The 15,242-nt window shown below is 53.4% G+C and carries 22 protein-coding genes; 8 read left to right on the top strand and 14 right to left on the bottom strand.

The annotated features are described in order from the left end of the window. Positions 1 to 557 precede the first annotated feature (557 nt). Both msrA and AC790_RS11585 read right to left on the bottom strand, forming a co-directional pair. The gene (gene msrA / locus AC790_RS11590) at positions 558 to 1,094 is read right to left on the bottom strand and encodes a peptide-methionine (S)-S-oxide reductase MsrA (protein WP_007891162.1); all 537 of its coding nucleotides are present in this window, start codon (positions 1,092 to 1,094) and stop codon (positions 558 to 560) included. Between the two features lie 63 nt (positions 1,095 to 1,157). Beyond that, the gene (locus AC790_RS11585) at positions 1,158 to 1,712 is read right to left on the bottom strand and encodes a flavin reductase family protein (RefSeq protein WP_007891160.1); all 555 of its coding nucleotides are present in this window, start codon (positions 1,710 to 1,712) and stop codon (positions 1,158 to 1,160) included. 101 nt (positions 1,713 to 1,813) lie between these two features. Here AC790_RS11585 and AC790_RS11580 point away from each other — a divergent pair, with 101 nt between their 5' ends. Both AC790_RS11580 and AC790_RS11575 read left to right on the top strand, forming a co-directional pair. After that, a complete protein-coding gene (locus AC790_RS11580; protein WP_049851866.1) occupies positions 1,814 to 2,872 on the top strand; it encodes a nitronate monooxygenase family protein in 1,059 nt (352 codons plus the stop codon). Between the two features lie 48 nt (positions 2,873 to 2,920). After that, positions 2,921 to 3,346 (top strand): DUF393 domain-containing protein, encoded by a 426-nt coding sequence (locus tag AC790_RS11575; RefSeq protein ID WP_049851865.1) that lies wholly within the window; start codon positions 2,921 to 2,923, stop codon positions 3,344 to 3,346. A gap of 2 nt (positions 3,347 to 3,348) precedes the next feature. Here AC790_RS11575 and AC790_RS11570 read toward each other — a convergent pair whose 3' ends face one another. Then, a complete protein-coding gene (locus AC790_RS11570; RefSeq protein ID WP_049851864.1) occupies positions 3,349 to 3,741 on the bottom strand; it encodes a YgiW/YdeI family stress tolerance OB fold protein in 393 nt (130 codons plus the stop codon). A 182-nt stretch (positions 3,742 to 3,923) separates the two neighbouring features. Between AC790_RS11570 and AC790_RS24990 the strand changes: the two genes are divergently transcribed. Beyond that, complete coding sequence (locus tag AC790_RS24990; RefSeq protein WP_007891130.1) at positions 3,924 to 4,070, top strand: hypothetical protein; 147 nt, start codon at positions 3,924 to 3,926, stop codon at positions 4,068 to 4,070. Between the two features lie 19 nt (positions 4,071 to 4,089). Here AC790_RS24990 and AC790_RS11565 read toward each other — a convergent pair whose 3' ends face one another. Together AC790_RS11565 and AC790_RS11560 are read right to left on the bottom strand one after the other, a co-directional pair. Next, entirely contained in the window at positions 4,090 to 5,208 is a 1,119-nt protein-coding gene (locus AC790_RS11565; RefSeq protein ID WP_049851863.1) for an MFS transporter, read from the bottom strand. Then, entirely contained in the window at positions 5,205 to 5,741 is a 537-nt protein-coding gene (locus AC790_RS11560) for a TetR/AcrR family transcriptional regulator (protein WP_049851862.1), read from the bottom strand. Before AC790_RS11560 ends, AC790_RS11565 begins: the two co-directional genes overlap by 4 nt. 354 nt (positions 5,742 to 6,095) lie before the next feature. Between AC790_RS11560 and AC790_RS11555 the strand changes: the two genes are divergently transcribed. Next, the gene (locus tag AC790_RS11555) at positions 6,096 to 7,676 is read left to right on the top strand and encodes a sensor domain-containing diguanylate cyclase (RefSeq protein WP_049851861.1); all 1,581 of its coding nucleotides are present in this window, start codon (positions 6,096 to 6,098) and stop codon (positions 7,674 to 7,676) included. Between the two features lie 9 nt (positions 7,677 to 7,685). On the opposite strand, the gene AC790_RS11550 is transcribed toward AC790_RS11555, so the two are convergent. The 4 genes from AC790_RS11550 to AC790_RS11535 form a co-directional block, all read right to left on the bottom strand. Continuing rightward, on the bottom strand, positions 7,686 to 7,937 hold the full coding sequence (locus AC790_RS11550) for a hypothetical protein (protein WP_007891122.1): 252 nt from the start codon (positions 7,935 to 7,937) through the stop codon (positions 7,686 to 7,688). Between the two features lie 198 nt (positions 7,938 to 8,135). After that, positions 8,136 to 9,398, bottom strand: coding sequence for a translesion error-prone DNA polymerase V subunit UmuC (gene umuC / locus AC790_RS11545; protein ID WP_049851860.1), 1,263 nt, complete (start codon positions 9,396 to 9,398; stop codon positions 8,136 to 8,138). Further along, positions 9,398 to 9,820, bottom strand: a complete 423-nt coding sequence (gene umuD, locus AC790_RS11540; RefSeq protein WP_049851859.1) for a translesion error-prone DNA polymerase V autoproteolytic subunit — start codon at positions 9,818 to 9,820, stop codon at positions 9,398 to 9,400. The genes umuC and umuD overlap by 1 nt, the downstream gene beginning before the upstream one ends. Before the next feature lie 172 nt (positions 9,821 to 9,992). After that, positions 9,993 to 10,505 (bottom strand): GNAT family N-acetyltransferase, encoded by a 513-nt coding sequence (locus AC790_RS11535; RefSeq protein ID WP_007891095.1) that lies wholly within the window; start codon positions 10,503 to 10,505, stop codon positions 9,993 to 9,995. 281 nt (positions 10,506 to 10,786) lie between these two features. On the opposite strand from AC790_RS11535, the gene AC790_RS11530 reads away from it, so the two are divergent. From AC790_RS11530 to AC790_RS11515, 4 genes are all read left to right on the top strand, one after another. Then, a complete protein-coding gene (locus AC790_RS11530) occupies positions 10,787 to 11,065 on the top strand; it encodes a hypothetical protein (protein WP_007891093.1) in 279 nt (92 codons plus the stop codon). 211 nt (positions 11,066 to 11,276) lie between these two features. Further along, positions 11,277 to 11,522 (top strand): regulatory protein YcgZ, encoded by a 246-nt coding sequence (ycgZ, locus tag AC790_RS11525; protein WP_007891089.1) that lies wholly within the window; start codon positions 11,277 to 11,279, stop codon positions 11,520 to 11,522. A 178-nt stretch (positions 11,523 to 11,700) separates the two neighbouring features. Beyond that, positions 11,701 to 11,991, top strand: coding sequence for a hypothetical protein (locus AC790_RS11520; protein WP_049851858.1), 291 nt, complete (start codon positions 11,701 to 11,703; stop codon positions 11,989 to 11,991). Between the two features lie 65 nt (positions 11,992 to 12,056). Further along, a complete protein-coding gene (locus AC790_RS11515; RefSeq protein ID WP_007891082.1) occupies positions 12,057 to 12,323 on the top strand; it encodes a biofilm development regulator YmgB/AriR family protein in 267 nt (88 codons plus the stop codon). Positions 12,324 to 12,360: 37 nt separating this feature from the next. On the opposite strand, the gene AC790_RS24715 is transcribed toward AC790_RS11515, so the two are convergent. The 5 genes from AC790_RS24715 to AC790_RS11495 all read right to left on the bottom strand — a co-directional run bounded on the left by AC790_RS24715 (position 12,361) and on the right by AC790_RS11495 (position 15,216). Then, positions 12,361 to 12,561: a hypothetical protein gene (locus tag AC790_RS24715; protein ID WP_007891079.1), complete on the bottom strand. Its 201-nt coding sequence runs from the start codon at positions 12,559 to 12,561 to the stop codon at positions 12,361 to 12,363. A 164-nt stretch (positions 12,562 to 12,725) separates the two neighbouring features. Continuing rightward, the gene (locus tag AC790_RS11510) at positions 12,726 to 12,983 is read right to left on the bottom strand and encodes a hypothetical protein (protein ID WP_049851857.1); all 258 of its coding nucleotides are present in this window, start codon (positions 12,981 to 12,983) and stop codon (positions 12,726 to 12,728) included. Positions 12,984 to 13,128: 145 nt separating this feature from the next. After that, complete coding sequence (locus AC790_RS11505; protein WP_007891075.1) at positions 13,129 to 13,938, bottom strand: hypothetical protein; 810 nt, start codon at positions 13,936 to 13,938, stop codon at positions 13,129 to 13,131. Next, positions 13,939 to 14,136, bottom strand: a complete 198-nt coding sequence (locus AC790_RS11500; RefSeq protein ID WP_007891073.1) for a hypothetical protein — start codon at positions 14,134 to 14,136, stop codon at positions 13,939 to 13,941. 201 nt (positions 14,137 to 14,337) lie between these two features. Continuing rightward, positions 14,338 to 15,216, bottom strand: a complete 879-nt coding sequence (locus AC790_RS11495) for a manganese catalase family protein (protein WP_007891070.1) — start codon at positions 15,214 to 15,216, stop codon at positions 14,338 to 14,340. Positions 15,217 to 15,242 lie beyond the last annotated feature (26 nt).

The following is a 15,242-nucleotide window of genomic DNA, read 5'->3' as shown; positions in this document are numbered from 1 at the left end:
CCGGCGGCGATTCGCTCCTGCTCAGCGCCGCCTCTCGCCGCATCCCTGCGGCTCGCCCTGGAATCCCTCACTCGCTCAGCGGGCTGGGATGTCGCCTCAACACCCGCGCTGCAGCAGCAATGCCTATCCCTGAATTATCATCGCTGGAACGTCTGTAGGGTCGCCATTTATGGCGACCCGGTAACCCAAAATCTTCAGCCAGCAAAATTTCAAATCAGATGCGGTAATGGCAGGCGATGGTGTTGGGCGCTATCCGCAGCGCCGAGCGCAGAGTGACGGCCAGGATGAGCCGACAGGACGTCGGCGAAAGCGCGGCATGAGCCAGGGATGGCGAATCCGCGCGGTCCGTCAGGCCGGAGTGATAAGCGAGGGAACAGCGAGGACGGCGCAGGCGCGGATTGCTAAGGTCCGCGCCTTCGGACCTTAGCCCGGCCGCCGGCTTCACACATTCTGAAACTGCCATAGGCTTAGCGGGCGGAACCCCCACGGAGCCAGTGCGCTGCTTAACTGACGAGCATTACGGCATTCATGGCGACCTCAACGTTGACGGTGGCGAATTAACTCGATTTGACGCGATTAGCAAAACTCTTACGCAGCTTCTGCAGTTTCGGTGGAATCACCGCCATGCAATAGCCGTTGCGCTGTCCGGCGCCTTCCCAATAATCCTGGTGATAACCTTCCGCCGCATACCACTCTTTCAGCGGCTCGATGGTGGTCACGACCGGATCGCTAAGGCCTTCCTGCGCGCGCGCAATGGCGGCAATCGCTTCAGCTTCCTGCTCAGGATTGGCCGGGAAAATCGCCGAACGATACTGGGTACCAATATCGTTGCCCTGGCGGTTCAGCTGGGTAGGATCGTGGGTGGCAAAGCTGATGTCCAGCAGATCGCCGTAGCTCACCTGTGCCGGATCGAAACCCACGCGAATCGCCTCTGCATGCCCAGTGGCACCGCTGCACACCTGCTCGTAAGTCGGATTCGGACGAGCGCCGCCGGTATATCCGCTCTCGACTGACTCCACGCCAATCACATCTTTAAACACTGCTTCGGTACACCAGAAACAGCCACCGGCGATCACCGCATATTCGGTTGCCATTGTATTTACTCCTGTCAGGGCGAAAGCTTGAAAGTGGGGGTAAGCCTAGAGTAATTCAAGCAGTTAAATTAACATTTCTGGCTTAAAGTCACCGCGCTTGTCGAGCAGCAAATTGCTCATCACGCTAAAGCGTCCTTCGCCCGTGTAGTGCAGCGTAGGTGGAAACTCCGGCGTTGCGGCGACATGCGCTTTAACGATCTCGAAAATAAAGAAGTTGTAATTATCCACCATTGAATCGTCATACAGCTGGCACTCAAAGCTTGCAAAGCATTCGTCAATTAACGGTGCATTCACCACGCTGGCGGGTTCGGGCGTCAGTGTGAAAGCATCAAACTTATCGAGACGATCGCCGTGGCTATTGCCGATCGCCACCACGCTATCGACCAGATTGGCTGACGGCACGTTGATCACGCACTGGCCGCTCTGGCGAATCAACTCATGACTGTGGTTGCCGCCGGCGATCATGCAGCCTACCAGCGACGGCGAGAACTCCAGAATGGTGTGCCAGCCGAGCGTCATGATGTCGCGCTGATCCTCAAATTGCGAACTCAGCAATACCACCGGACCCGGCTCCAGATATTTCCGCGCTTTGCTCACCGGAAAGTCGATTTTATGCATCGGATTTCTCCTGCTGTAGGTAGAAGTCCTCTAAGTGTAGATCCTTTACGGGGCGGGCAAATCACGGCATGGTAGAGCGTCATCTTAGCGGGAGCCAAAACGTGAACACGATCCTTAGTCAGAGGTTAAATCTTACCTATCCGATCATTCAGGCACCGATGGCGGGTGTCTCCACGCCGCAGCTGGCGGCGGCGGTGAGTAATAGCGGGGGGCTGGGATCGATTGGCATTGGTGCCTCAACGCCAGAGCAGGCCGAGAAGATGATCCGGCAAACGCGTACGCTCACCGCTGGGCCGATCAACGTTAACGTCTTTTGTCATGCCGCCGCGCAGCGTGATCCGCAGCTGGAGCAGGCGTGGATTGCCCGTTTTCAACCGCTATTTGATCGCTATGATGCGGCGATACCGACAGCGCTGGCTGAGATTTATCAAACCTTCCTTGAAAACCAGACGATGCTGGAGGTGTTGCTGGAAACCGCGCCGGCTGCGGTGAGTTTCCATTTTGGCCTGCCTTCAATAGCGTTTGTACAGCGCTTAAAGCGTCGCGGCATTATCACGCTGGCGACCGCCACCAGCCTGGCGGAGGCGCAGGCGATTGAGGCTGCGGGAGTCGACTTTATTGTCGCGCAGGGCATTGAGGCGGGTGGCCATCGCGGGATATTCGATCCGGCAGGTGACGATCATCAGCTCAGCACCTTCACGCTGGTGCAGGCGATACAGCAGGTCTCCCGGGTGCCGGTGATCGCGGCGGGCGGCATTATGAATGGCGCAGGCATTGCGGCGATGCGCAAATTGGGGGTCGCAGGCGTGCAGCTGGGCACGGCGTTTATTCTATGCCCGGAGTCGGCGGCTAATCAGGCGTATCGCCAGGCGTTAAAAAGCCAACAGGCCATCAGCACGGTGATGACGTCGGCGATTTCCGGACGACCGGCAAGATGTATCACCAACGATTTTTGCCGCCTGGCGCGCGAGTTTAGCCACGACACCATTCCTCCCTATCCGCTGACTTATGCGCTCGGCAAAGCGCTGGCCGCCGCTGCCGCGGCTAAGGGCGCGCACGGCTTTGGCGCCCAGTGGGCTGGGCAGGGCGCAGCGCTGGCGCGAGAAATGGCGGCAGCTGAATTGATTACAACGCTGGTGGCGGAGTGGCAGGCAGCATAACGTGCGTCATGCAATGATGGGACAGCTTGTAGAGTTGAGGAGCATGTGATGGCAAAACCACCTTATTTACATCCCGGAGAACAGGTGGTGCTGTATGACGGCCTATGCAAACTCTGCAACGCGTGGGTGGTGTTTTTGCTTCGTCACGGTATTCCGCGCTCTATACGTTTCGCCGCGGTTCAGAGTGAGCAGGGCAAAGCGCTATTACGTTTTGCCGGTTTACCGGATGACAATATCCGCACTATTGTTTTCATTCACGGTAACGATCGCTGGTTGCGCGCGCAGGCTATTTTTCGCATCATGCGCTTTTTGCCGTGGCCATGGCGCGCGCTCTCTCTCTTTAGGTTTATGCCTGACGTTATCAGCAATTATTGTTACGACCGCATTGCTTTAAATCGCTATCGACTATTTGGTCGCTACGACACGCATTACGTGATCAAGTCAGATTATAACGGACGGTTTTTAGATCAATAAATTTACGGCTCATCAATACGCGATACCTTCAGCGTGGTTTGGTCGCCACGTCCATAAACCTTTCCGCTGACGCGAACTTTATCGTCGGCCGAATAGGTTTTTTCTTTAAACGTAGACTTTTCTGCCTGAATGGTAATGGTTCCCGTATCATCGCGGAATCGATAATCATCGCCCTTCAACTTTTCAATGATATGACCTTCTAGCGTGACATAACCACCCTGACGGAAATCACGAATACGCGAAATAGATGTCTGCCCGGTGTCTTCAGAGCCCTTGTAGCCGGCATCCTGATTATTTTGCGGGGGGGCCGTCTCTCCCGACTTGAATCCGCCTTCGGCGGCACCCGCGCCTAAACTCAATAACAGCAGCGTTGAAGCTAAAAAAATACGTTTCATATACTCTCCATGAATTTATTCGCTTATCTGCTGCTAAGTCTGGCACAAATATTTATGCCTGCACGCCAGACAGTTATTTAATCCTTAATCGTTAAGCGTAACGGTAATGAGCGATCACCTACCTACGCCATTTTTTCCGGGATGATCTAAACTTAAACTCTAAACCAAGCTGGGAGTTTAAAATGACTGATGCAAAAAAACAGACGGATAAAAAAGACGTGAGTGAGGAAAACCATCCAGCGAAAGATAATCCGGCTGAGCATGGGGAAATACCGAGAACGCGCGATGATAGCGAGGATGATAAAAAGGATCCTTTTCGCGATGAATGAGGTGTTATTTCCGCGAAAGTTAAGCGTTACGTGGAATAAGGAACAGCATCAGTAAAGGCAGGGCCGCGAACAGCAGTAACGCGGTCGGCGCGCCTGCAGCGCTATACAGCTGGCCAAACAGCAGTGAACCGATGACCTGACCGGCCGCTAACATGAAAAACAGCATGCCTACGCCAGTGGCGGGAGCTTGCTCTGTTGCCGCGGCGCCCCACACCAGCAGCACACCGGACAGCGTCACGTACGCCGCGCCCCCCAACGCCACGGCGGGAAATAACCAACCTGACGCGTGATGACTGGCCGCCAGCACCAGTAATGGGATGGCCAGGCAGCACTGTGACAGCCGGTAAACCTGCGACATCCCCAGCCATTTTGCCATCGGGCCGGTCAGCGCCCCGACAATACCTGCCGCACCCGCGATGAGCCACAACAGGCTAACAATGTTGTCCTTGACGGCAATGCGCTGCAGCAGTTCTGGACCAAAGCTCCACCAGGCTGCGCTGGCAATCCCACTCACCAGGGCAATGACGATCAGCCGCTGCAGGGATCGCTGGCGCAGGCTGTGATACCAGGATGGGTGACGAACGGTTTCTTTCTCTGCTGGCAGCTGGCGCCATAGCGGCACCACGCAGCACAGCGCCAGTAGCGCGAAGAGCGCACATGCTGCGCGCCAGCCGCCCGGTAACCAAAAGAGTATCGGTACGGAGAGCATAATGCCCATGCTGGTGCCGGCATTGATCAGCGTATTCATCTGCGGCTGTTGTTCAACGTTAACCCGTTGGCTCACCGCCGCCGCCAGCGCCGGAGAGGCGAGGCCAGCGCTCAGGCCAGCGATAAATAATCCTGCACCAAGCATCCAGGCCGAGCTGGCTAAAGCCAGTATCAGCATGCCGGCTGCCGCGCACAGTGCCGCTACGCTGGCGGGCATTCTTGCACCAGCACGGGCGGTCATCATCGGCGCAAGCATGACCGCCACGCAGTACGCGGCGAAGCTGCAGGCGGCAAGCACGCCGGAGATGCGCGGCGTAAACGGAATAGCGCGCATCACGTCGGGCATCATCAAACCCCAGGCAAAGCGCGCCATTCCGTAGGTGACGGCGATAAGCGCAAAGCCCGTCAGGCCTAATGCGCAGTTTTTCATGTTTTACCGCTTAACAGCTGCAGCGCCGCTGCTTTGCCGGTTGCACAGGCATCCGCCGCGCCCAACACTAACGCTGAGGTCAGCACTCCTTCAAACAGCAGCCAAACGGCATCCGCCAGCGCGCTGTTTTCCGGCGATGATTGCGGATTCACGCAGCGGGCAATGTAGGCGCGCATATGATGGCGATATGCCATCGCCTGTTGGGCCAACGCGATATCTTCGGCGGCGTACTCTCCCCATGCCTTGAGGAATAAGCAGCCATTGTTGCCGTACTCAAGCATCCATTCACGCATGACATCGAACATCTGGGCTACCGCATGCGGATGTTCTGGCTGGTGTAACGCGGCAAAAAAGCGTGCCTGACGCGCCTCCAGCACCGCCGCCGTTAACGCTTCGCGCGAGGGGAAATAGCGATAGAGGGTGCGCGTGGAGACCTGCGCCTCACTGCAGATGCGATCGGTGCTGGTGGCATGAAAGCCGTTGAGATAGAACAGCCGCTCTGCGGCCTGGATGATGTCCTGTTTCTTTTTCATTCTTAAAAAGTAAACCGATCGTTTTACTTTTGCAAGCCGGACATTTCGCTCCGCCATGATGCTGAGGCGAAAAAAAGCCCGCGCTAAGCGGGCCTGGTAGATATCGCTACCGAATAATCTCGTATTGAACGCGTGCTGTGTGTTGCAGCCACAGAGTGTGGTGGAGACATATTACATTAATATTTCGTTACTGGTCATAGGAGTTAACAATGGCAGCAACCTGGAGGGTTCTGTCACATTTATCAGGACAGACTACTCTGATAGTTGACCCTAAACGGCTGACTTATCCGCTAGCGTCTCGCTATGCGGTTTTTACATGCTTAACTCTGTGGTGGGGTGAAAACAGAGGACAGAATGCAGTTAAACAGGAAAATGGATACCCGGGCCACCAACGATTCGGGTTTGCTCAAAAGCATTGTGCTGTCCGGTGTGTTGCTGATCGTCACGGTGGTGAGCATGAACATCTGGACCTTGCGCGAAGCCTGGCTGGGAACGGTGCGCCAGGCGCAAGAGTCTGCCATGAATCTGGCTTTGTCTCAGTCGCGTCAGGCTGAAGATACCTTCCTGCAAACGGAACTTTCGCTTCGCCAGATACAGCGCGATTTGCAATTGCAGTTGGCAACCCATATTCAGGGCGCTGACCTGAGTCATACCATGCGCGAGTTGCAACGCCGTTTGCCACAGTTGCACGGGCTGTTTTATTACGATGCGAATGGCAAATGGATTGCCACCTCGGCCGCGCGCGTGCCTGCCGATATCAATAATTCCGATCGCGAATATTTTAGCTATCAGCGCGTTAACCGCCGCAACAGCGTACATATCGGTCCGGTGATCACCAGCCGCAGTACCGGCGATCGGGTGATTCCGGTTTCGCTGCGCGTGAGTGACGCCAGCGGCGGTTTTAAGGGGGTGCTGCTGGCGACCATTAAGGTGGATTATTTCCGCCGTTTTTACAGCTATTACGAACTGGGTAAACGTGACGTACTGGTTTTAATGCTGGCCGACAGCACCGTTCTCTATGCCCGGCCGATGCCGGACAGTTACATCGGTAAAAATCTCTCTGCCAGCCCGCTGTTTCAGGAGATGTTGGCCAGGATGGATCGCGGCAGCGGGCAGTGGAAATCGGTGCTCGATGGGCAAGCACGCATTTTTGGCTTTGCGCGCTCCGATCGCTATCCGATTATTGTCGCTGCCGGTTACAACAGTGACGATCTGTTCAGCACCTGGATTAATGGGCGAGGGCAGGACATTATTCTCAACCTGATTCTGCTGCTCACTATCATTTTGCTCGGCACAGTCCAGCTGCGTCATGCGCGGCGCGTGTTGCGCTATCAGCAGGAGCTGACCAGCCTGCGCGACGAATTGCATCACGCCAACCTCGCGCTGAATCAACTCGCCCATGTCGATGGTTTAACCGGTTTGGCGAATCGCCGTGAATTCGACCGCTTTCTGCAGGAGGCGCTGGCAAACGCCGCGGCCAGCGGTAAGCCACTTTCGCTGATCATGATGGATATCGATTTTTTCAAAGCTTATAACGACACCTACGGGCACATTGCGGGTGATAAGTGTTTAAAAGTGATTGGCGGGGTTTTGGCGTCGGTGGCCCGGCGGCGTTCAGATATGGCGGCGCGCTATGGCGGTGAGGAGTTTGCGCTGATCCTGCCAGATACCTCATTTGATGAGGGCATGACCCTGGCGAAGCGGGTGGTCGAAGCGGTGCGGGTGTTGCATCAGCCCCACATCTCCTCGCCGAAGGGCCAGGTTACGCTCAGCGCAGGCTGTGCCACCACAGTTTCTCCAGCCTCAATCAGCGCAGTAAAACTGCTGGAGCATGCCGATCATGCCTTATATCGGGCGAAGCGCGCAGGGCGTGATGGCGCACAGGGCGTGCAGGTGACACCATCCGCTGAGGGTATGAGTGACGCACAGCGCTAAAGCGACACGTTATTCCACAGCAGGCAGCTGATAGTTGATATATTGACGCAGCGCCTCGTGCATTTTGCTATTCATCTCGTCGTCTAAACCGCGCTCCTCATATTCTTTCGCCAGCTGAATAATCACCTCATCATATTTTCCTTTAAAGGTGATGTTATTTACCGCAACTTGCTTAATCATCAGTTCCCGCAAGGCGGCGACTTCTATTTCTAATCTATTGACGTTTTCTTCCAGCTCTTTCACGCGTTCTTCACTCGACATACGCTCTCCGGATGTTATTACGCTGTGGCGATGATAGGGCCTGAATATCGCATTGGCATGCGCGTAATTCAAGAGGGAGATAAACAACGTGAAACGAAATAAGTGATGTTATTAACACTCGGCATTGGCGGATAATAGCCATCATCAGTTATTACTGACCCTACACGAATAAGCGCAGCGAGAGCCAGAATGAGTCGACTATTTCGCCACAGGCAGATCCGCCAGTCGGGTGGTATACGCGGGTGATAGCATCTCGCGCTTCATCGACCAGGGCTTTTGAATCCCTTGCCCGGCAAACCATAACGCACCGCGCTGGTGGGCATTCATCTTGTCGATCAACGCCATAAGTTGCTCACTATTATGACGCGGCTGATAATCGGCAAACAGGTCAAACTGCGCGACACCATCGCTAAAGAAATCGCCCAGCATGACGCCGCCTTTCATATAACGCTTACCGGGGATCCAGATGCGATCTAAACAGTTGAGCGTTGCCTGAATAATGTCACGGCTGTCTGCGGTAGGTGTAATCAATGTCTGACTGGCCGCATTGGCGTAATAGGGATGATGCGGATCGTGCGGGCTGGTGCGAATAAAAGTGCCAATATGCCGACAATATTGCCGCTCGCTGCGCAGTTTCTCTGCGGCACGTGCGGCGTAATTAGCGATAGCTTCGCGCATGTCATGATATTCGGTGATGCGGTCACCAAAGGAGCGCGAGCACAGAATATTTTGACGATTGGGAATCACCTCTTCAAACGCCAGGCAAGCCTCGCCACATAATTCACGCACCGTGCGCTCCAGCACTACACCGAAATGTTTACGGATCAGTGCCGTGGGGGTTTCAGCGAGCTGCAGCGCGGTATTAATGCCCATCAGATTGAGCTTTTTTGATAAGCGTCGGCCAACGCCCCACACCTCTTCAACCTTGACCAGTTTCATCAACTCACGCTGGCGGTGCGGCAGGGAAAGATCCATCACATTCTCAGCTTTGGTCCAGCGCTTAGCGGCCCAGTTGGCCAGCTTGGCGAGCGTTTTCGTCGGCGCGATACCGACGCCCACGCGCAAGTGGGTGTCCTGATAGATGCGATCGCGAATGTCACGGCCTAACTGGTCAAACGTCATGCAAGCGTCGATGCCAGTGACATCGACAAAGGCCTCATCAATCGAGTACTCATCCACGCGCGTTGATATCAGCGCCAGCGTCTCCATCACGCGCCGCGACATATCGCCATACAGCGCATAATTCGATGAGAACACCACCACCTTGTGGCGCATTAACTCTTCGCGATGTTTAAAGTAGGGCGCACCCATTTTGATGCCGAGTGCTTTAGCTTCCCGGCTGAGGGAAATAATGCAGCCGTCGTTGTTCGACAGCACCACAATCGGTTTACCACGCAGGTCCGGGCGAAATACCGTTTCGCAGCTGGCGTAAAACGCGTTCACATCCACTAAGGCGAACATTAGCGGCCTATGGTTTTAATCACGTGTTTAACGATGCCGAAGACTTCGAACTCATCAGCGTCAGGAATATCAATAATCGCATGGGCGGGATTCATCGGTTTGAGGTGCAGCTCAGGCTGCAACATCAGCTGTTTCACGGTGAATTCACCGGAAAGCGAGGCAACCACAATGTCACCGTGTTTGGGCTTAAGAGAGCTGTCCACAACCAGCATGTCACCTTCATTAATCCCACCGTCGATCATCGAGTCACCGCTGACCCGAATGAAGTAGGTTGAGCTGGGATGCTCGACTAAGAAATTATTGAGATCGATGCGTTGTTCAACGTAGTCCTGCGCCGGCGACGGAAAGCCGCAGGGCACGCGGCTAATGAACAAGGGTAACGCTAAAATGGCGCGGATCTCCGCGGGCTGATAAAACTGCATGGCTGCGATCTCAAATTATTACTGTATGTGTATACAGTAATATCGATTAACGGGATTGATCAAGTCAGAAGCGGGCAGGATTTGTAAAGCGGTTGGCAGCAAAGGAAATTTATTTTGTAGGGAAGTCCACGACTTGCTCGTGCTGGCGCAAGTCGTGGGTGCAACATGCGGCTTAAATCATCATCCCCAGAATCTGCAGCGTGCTCTGCTGCGAGGCGGTGATAAACGGAATATCTTTGATGTGCTGCATGCCGAAGGCTTCATAGAATTTACGCGCGCGGACGTTATCGCCTAATACTTCCAGCCACAAATAGCCTTCACGCTTATCCCGCGCCTCATTGATGATGCTCTCGAACATCCATCTGCCGTAGTTTTTGCCGGTCTCTTCGGGATTGAGATACAGCTTATTCAGCAGCGCGCCGCTCATGCCTGAATCGGGTACCGGCGTGTTCCAGGTGACTTTGGCAAAACCAATCGGCTTGTCCGTCTCGGCGATCAGCCAGCTCTCATTCGGGGCCGCGAGGCTGCTGTTGAGCTCCGCCAGGCCATACTCTTTATCGATAAAGGCATCCAGTTCTTCTGCGGAAACCCACATATGTTTAAAATGCGCGCTGTAGGTCATGCGGCCCAGCTGATGCAGCAGCTCTGCATCCTCTGCCTGCGCTTTGCGTATGGTGAACTCCATGCCCGATATCCTTGCTGAATTCTGGTTATTGACCACTGCATCGGCCACCGCATAGGCAGCTGAAGGGCACTCACCATAGCGTGTTAGTAACAAAAACCCAAGATAACCAGCGATTTCTGTTAACAATTTCGCGCGGCGGCATGGCCGGTCTTTACCCTGGTTAGCAATCTATCGATAATGCACCGGGGTCGTTGCAGGCCGCGCGTGCCAAGGCGAACCGCCGATGATCTATAGTTAACACTGAGAACCAAGCGTAAGCCCATATTCTCAGGAGGTAGAGGATGTCAGATTCACAACCAAAAATTATCGGCGAAGCGGCCTATGCGCTGCTGGTGCGCCGTGAGGAAGTTAACGTCTCTTCACTGCTCGCTGAACTCGCACGCATGGCTGAAAAAGCAAAAAACGCGCAGCAACAGCAGCGTATCGCCAGCGCCCAACAGTGGTTGCTGACGCACCGCCAACCAGCAGGCAGCGATAATCGTGCCCATTCAGCGTTACGCGGACTGAGTCGTCAGGAAGGTAGCGTCAGAATGCCGTCAGCGGATGCAGACGATAGCTGATCAAACGTGGCTCATGCGTCGATGTCTTTCGGCGCTGAGCTCACGAATTTGGAAATAAAAGGTTTCCAATTATCCTAATTCGCGCCAGTTAGCACTTTTTGCAACAAATCCTACCGTATAAGTTCAGTAAGCTTTTTGTACAGCTTTAGATTTTCCTGTACAACTTTCCTTAGGTCGGGTGACCTAACATTTTACTTTATTGGGGTCAATTATGCGTCAGAACGGATACACGCCGAGTTCAGTCGAGGCCATTGCCAACTATTTCAGCAAAGCATCTCTGCCATCGCAGCAGGAAACACTGGGCCAGATCGTGGTTGAAATCTTACGCGAAGGACGTAATCTCAACCGTAAATCACTGTGCACCAAGCTGCTTCGCAGACTCGAATTGGCCGCCAATGCGGAAGAAGAGCATCACTATCATCAGCTGATCGGCTTGTTATTCGAACGCGAAAGCTGAGAGCAGGTTTAACGTCCAGGTTGTACAACTATAAGACTTTACTCTGATAACGCACTGCTTCATGCATGACCTGTGACGGGCTGTACTGCGCTACATTTCTCCGGTAGCGCATCCATTCTGCCGTTGTTCCCGGTCCGGGGCGAAGCGGCGTTCAGAGATTCGTTATGAATAATTCGTTATGAATAGAAGTGAACACCAGAAATTAATCGATGAGATTATTGGGGAAGCGGCATTGGTGCTGTTGCAGCAGGCGGGCCCCGTTAATACTCAGGCGTTGATCGACCAACTCATGCGCATGAAAGAGCAGAGCAGCGATAACCATCGGCGTGAGGCCATTATTGCCGCCATTACCGATGTGCGCGCCAGTATTTCGGCTGGCAAGAAACGGCGGGAAGAGCAGCCGGAAAGAGACAACGTTCTGCAGTTGTTTGGCAATAAAGAACAGTCTGGCAGCAATCGCAAACATTGACCGATTGTGGCTCGCGTTTAGTGAAGATAATTTGAATGTATCGCTATCAGTACGGGACTGGAATCATGCCGGAAAATCACGACCTCTATTCTGCGCTGCCTGACACCGAGTTGGCAGAGCATTTTCGCAATGCAGACAGCACGTTAAGAAACGAAGCTGCCGTATTGGACAAGGTTATCCGCCACGTGCTGGCAACGGAAGGACGCGTCAGTAATAAAGCCATTATTCTCTGCCTGATTATGGCGCTGGAAACCGCAGAGGGAAGTGCTGAGGCAGATATCCTGCGCAGAACGCTGGAAATTGTAGTGGGCTATACGCCAGACGACGCCTGACAATTCATCGTGTCCCCCAGCTCATTTGGGGGGCACGTTAGTGCATCAAATCTGCCAGTAATCGCATCGCGGCATCGCAAAGATGTCGAAACTCCTCATCGTTAGTTCCCAACTTCATGACATGCAATGACAACGAAATATCGTGCGCCTTAAATACCCGCTCTTCCCTGATAAATTCCGCCACCGCGATACCAATTAGCGCATACAGATCCGATGTTGGACGGCTTTCATCTCTCACGTCACCTCCGATACTTGTATGTATATACAGTGTGACATGGCGAATAATCTGACGATATGTTTTTCGTGCGGTCGGCTTTATCCGCTGTAAATAAGCGAAGCGAAAAAGTGTCGATAGGTATTGATAAAGGTGAAGGTGAGTCGGCGATATTTAGCGCCAGCCGTTTACTCTTTTTCCGCACTCACCAGCATGCGTTTCGACCTGCCTAAATTAATTCTGTGGAGCCACGTACGCAGCTGTTTAAGTTGCGCCTGCGGGGAAATATCATCGGCAACGTTGCAAATATAGAGCTGACTCTGGGTGTGATTATTTGTGCCAGTGGCGTAGATTTCGCTTTTATTATCACGCTGTTGTAGCGTTATTTCCGTGAAGTGCAGATCTTTCCACAGATGTAGAATGGCTTCGAACTTTTTAAAGTCCATAGAGGTGTCCTGATTATTTTATCGTGTTATGGCGTATTGCTGGCCTAATGCAACATACCGTCATCAAGGCATTAAGCCAGCATCTTTGGACGTGGTGATGGGTAAGTGTTTAATGCTCGCTGTCAGCGCATGACAGCGAATTCATTTAGGGATAGTCGCTTTTTGCCACGGACTTGCGAGTCCATTTGCGTTTATTCCCGCTTTGCTTACCCATCGCTAATGCGCTGGCGCTGGCGGGATCAAACAGCGACAAACTTTCAATCTGATGCACCATAATCACTTTACGAAACTCCAGGGCGCTTTTTGGCGTGGAGGAGAAATCAATATTGTGATTGTGGTACCACTGGCTGTAATTATGCTCAATCGCCAAATTCAGCGTGCGCGCATCGCGGTAGCCGCTCAACATCGGAATCAGCACGATATTGGCGGTGTTGGCATATTCAAATGTCGCTGCATGGATCATACCGATATAAATGCGCTTAGATTTCAGCGTCACCCAGGCTAATTCGCCTTCCTCCATGCACTGCAGTAACAACTGCTCAATGCCATTCGAGCGCGAAAGACGCTGATAAAGTTCCTTACGGCCACCGGCGTTAAGCCGGGCGCTGACTGCCCAGTTGGAGCGATACATGCAGAATAGAATGGCAAAGGCCAGCATCATCACTACCGGCGCCTGGATACCTAAAAAACTCCAGGTCATGAAATCGACGTTCCAGTGCACGTTCTCTGCGGAGGTCAGCGCAAACGCATTGTTCACACCCGATGCAATAAGCAAAATTAACCAGATGATGGCGGTGGTTAGCACGCCTTGCAGCACAAAAATACAGCCATATAAGGCAATAAGAAAATAGACATCCCAGCCAAAAGAGCGTTTGATTTTTAAACGACTCGACATGTCGCGGCTGGTATACCAATAGCCACATACCATCATCACCATAAATATCGCCGTGCCCATTTAAATATCCTTTAATGTGCTGACATGATGGGCAAAATCGCGCTGTACTTCAGGACTCAATGGATTAACCGAAGCGTTACCATCTTCGTCAATAATAATTCTGTCACCTTCCTGAATCGACTCCTGAATGTCCTGACGGGTCATCACTTGCAGTAATGCCTCCGGGCTGCCGAACAGAGAAGCTAAAAAACCAAACATATTGGGTGGGTCCTTTTTTATTTATACCAACGTAAACTATGGCACATCCCTGCAATATTCAGCCGCGTAACTGAAGCTGGCAGTCACTTTCCGGATTAATCTGCCAGGAATATGCGCACGCGGCAGAAATATTTTCCATGCGTTATTTTTAGAGGGTGCGGGGCGCCATTTATGGCGACCCACAGGTTTCAGCGTGGCGCATTACTGATTGGTCAACGGATGTTTACTGCCCGGTTCCGCGCCGGTAATCGGATTGACGTCGGGGTGTGAAGCGGTGCGCGCCGCCAGCGTGGCCAGATCGCTCTGCTGCTGCGCGGGCAAGGTAACGCTGGCGAGTCCATCGCCACCATCAACGGCCGGTTGCGGATCGGCAACGTAATCAAAGTTTTCATCCGAGTTCCAGCTGCCGCGAATATCGTCGCCCTCAGACATATTGTAATAAGTGTGCGCATACTTCTCGATCGGCGGCAGTTTGCCCGGCGGGAAATTATTGCGGATGGAGTAGAGCGCTTTTTCAAACGACAGCTGGTGCGCCACTTCACGCGTCATCAGGAATCCCAGCGCATCCTTAACGCCAACGTCATCGGTAAGGTTGATAAGACGCTCGTACAGAATCTTGGCGCGCGCTTCAGCGGCAACGTTTGAACGCAGATCCGCCGTCACTTCGCCGATGGTGTCGATATAGGCCGCGGTCCAGGGCACGCCAGCCGAGTTGGTCAGTGCCGGACCGCCGCCATACAGAATCGAGGTGAGATGGCTGTCATTACCCGCGCCGGTAATGGAACGATAGAGATCGCCTTGCTCTTCGCTGCCTTCTGCCAGCGCCCCTTTCGCACCTTTATTTAACATGCCAACCAGCGAGCCGATAATTTCCAGATGGCTCAACTCCTCGGTAGCGATATCCATCAACATCTCACGACGACCCGCGTCGTCATCACTTAACCCCTGGGTGAAATAACGCATTGCTGCGGCCAGTTCACCCTGTGGGCCGCCAAACTGTTCCAGTAATAAATTGGCCAGGCCGGGATTGGGTTGATTAACGCGGACGGTAAATTGCAACTGTTTTACGTGTCGAAACATAGCTCACCTCAAAAAAAGGAAAATAC

Source organism: Pantoea sp. RIT-PI-b (assembly GCF_001187905.1).
In the GTDB taxonomy this organism is placed as follows: domain Bacteria; phylum Pseudomonadota; class Gammaproteobacteria; order Enterobacterales; family Enterobacteriaceae; genus Pantoea; species Pantoea nemavictus.
The sequence above is the reverse complement of the archived record's forward strand: the minus strand, read 5'-3'. Positions and strand labels throughout refer to the sequence as shown.

Coding starts and splice junctions, on each gene's coding strand:
- msrA (WP_007891162.1), bottom strand. CDS start 1,094: ATGGCAACCGAATATGCGGTGATCGCCGGTGGCTGTTTCTGGTGTACC.
- AC790_RS11585 (WP_007891160.1), bottom strand. CDS start 1,712: ATGCATAAAATCGACTTTCCGGTGAGCAAAGCGCGGAAATATCTGGAG.
- AC790_RS11575 (WP_049851865.1), top strand. CDS start 2,921: ATGGCAAAACCACCTTATTTACATCCCGGAGAACAGGTGGTGCTGTAT.
- AC790_RS11570 (WP_049851864.1), bottom strand. CDS start 3,741: ATGAAACGTATTTTTTTAGCTTCAACGCTGCTGTTATTGAGTTTAGGC.
- AC790_RS24990 (WP_007891130.1), top strand. CDS start 3,924: ATGACTGATGCAAAAAAACAGACGGATAAAAAAGACGTGAGTGAGGAA.
- AC790_RS11565 (WP_049851863.1), bottom strand. CDS start 5,208: ATGAAAAACTGCGCATTAGGCCTGACGGGCTTTGCGCTTATCGCCGTC.
- AC790_RS11560 (WP_049851862.1), bottom strand. CDS start 5,741: ATGAAAAAGAAACAGGACATCATCCAGGCCGCAGAGCGGCTGTTCTAT.
- AC790_RS11555 (WP_049851861.1), top strand. CDS start 6,096: ATGCAGTTAAACAGGAAAATGGATACCCGGGCCACCAACGATTCGGGT.
- AC790_RS11550 (WP_007891122.1), bottom strand. CDS start 7,937: ATGTCGAGTGAAGAACGCGTGAAAGAGCTGGAAGAAAACGTCAATAGA.
- umuC (WP_049851860.1), bottom strand. CDS start 9,398: ATGTTCGCCTTAGTGGATGTGAACGCGTTTTACGCCAGCTGCGAAACG.
- umuD (WP_049851859.1), bottom strand. CDS start 9,820: ATGCAGTTTTATCAGCCCGCGGAGATCCGCGCCATTTTAGCGTTACCC.
- AC790_RS11535 (WP_007891095.1), bottom strand. CDS start 10,505: ATGGAGTTCACCATACGCAAAGCGCAGGCAGAGGATGCAGAGCTGCTG.
- AC790_RS11530 (WP_007891093.1), top strand. CDS start 10,787: ATGTCAGATTCACAACCAAAAATTATCGGCGAAGCGGCCTATGCGCTG.
- ycgZ (WP_007891089.1), top strand. CDS start 11,277: ATGCGTCAGAACGGATACACGCCGAGTTCAGTCGAGGCCATTGCCAAC.
- AC790_RS11520 (WP_049851858.1), top strand. CDS start 11,701: ATGAATAGAAGTGAACACCAGAAATTAATCGATGAGATTATTGGGGAA.
- AC790_RS11515 (WP_007891082.1), top strand. CDS start 12,057: ATGCCGGAAAATCACGACCTCTATTCTGCGCTGCCTGACACCGAGTTG.
- AC790_RS11510 (WP_049851857.1), bottom strand. CDS start 12,983: ATGGACTTTAAAAAGTTCGAAGCCATTCTACATCTGTGGAAAGATCTG.
- AC790_RS11505 (WP_007891075.1), bottom strand. CDS start 13,938: ATGGGCACGGCGATATTTATGGTGATGATGGTATGTGGCTATTGGTAT.
- AC790_RS11500 (WP_007891073.1), bottom strand. CDS start 14,136: ATGTTTGGTTTTTTAGCTTCTCTGTTCGGCAGCCCGGAGGCATTACTG.
- AC790_RS11495 (WP_007891070.1), bottom strand. CDS start 15,216: ATGTTTCGACACGTAAAACAGTTGCAATTTACCGTCCGCGTTAATCAA.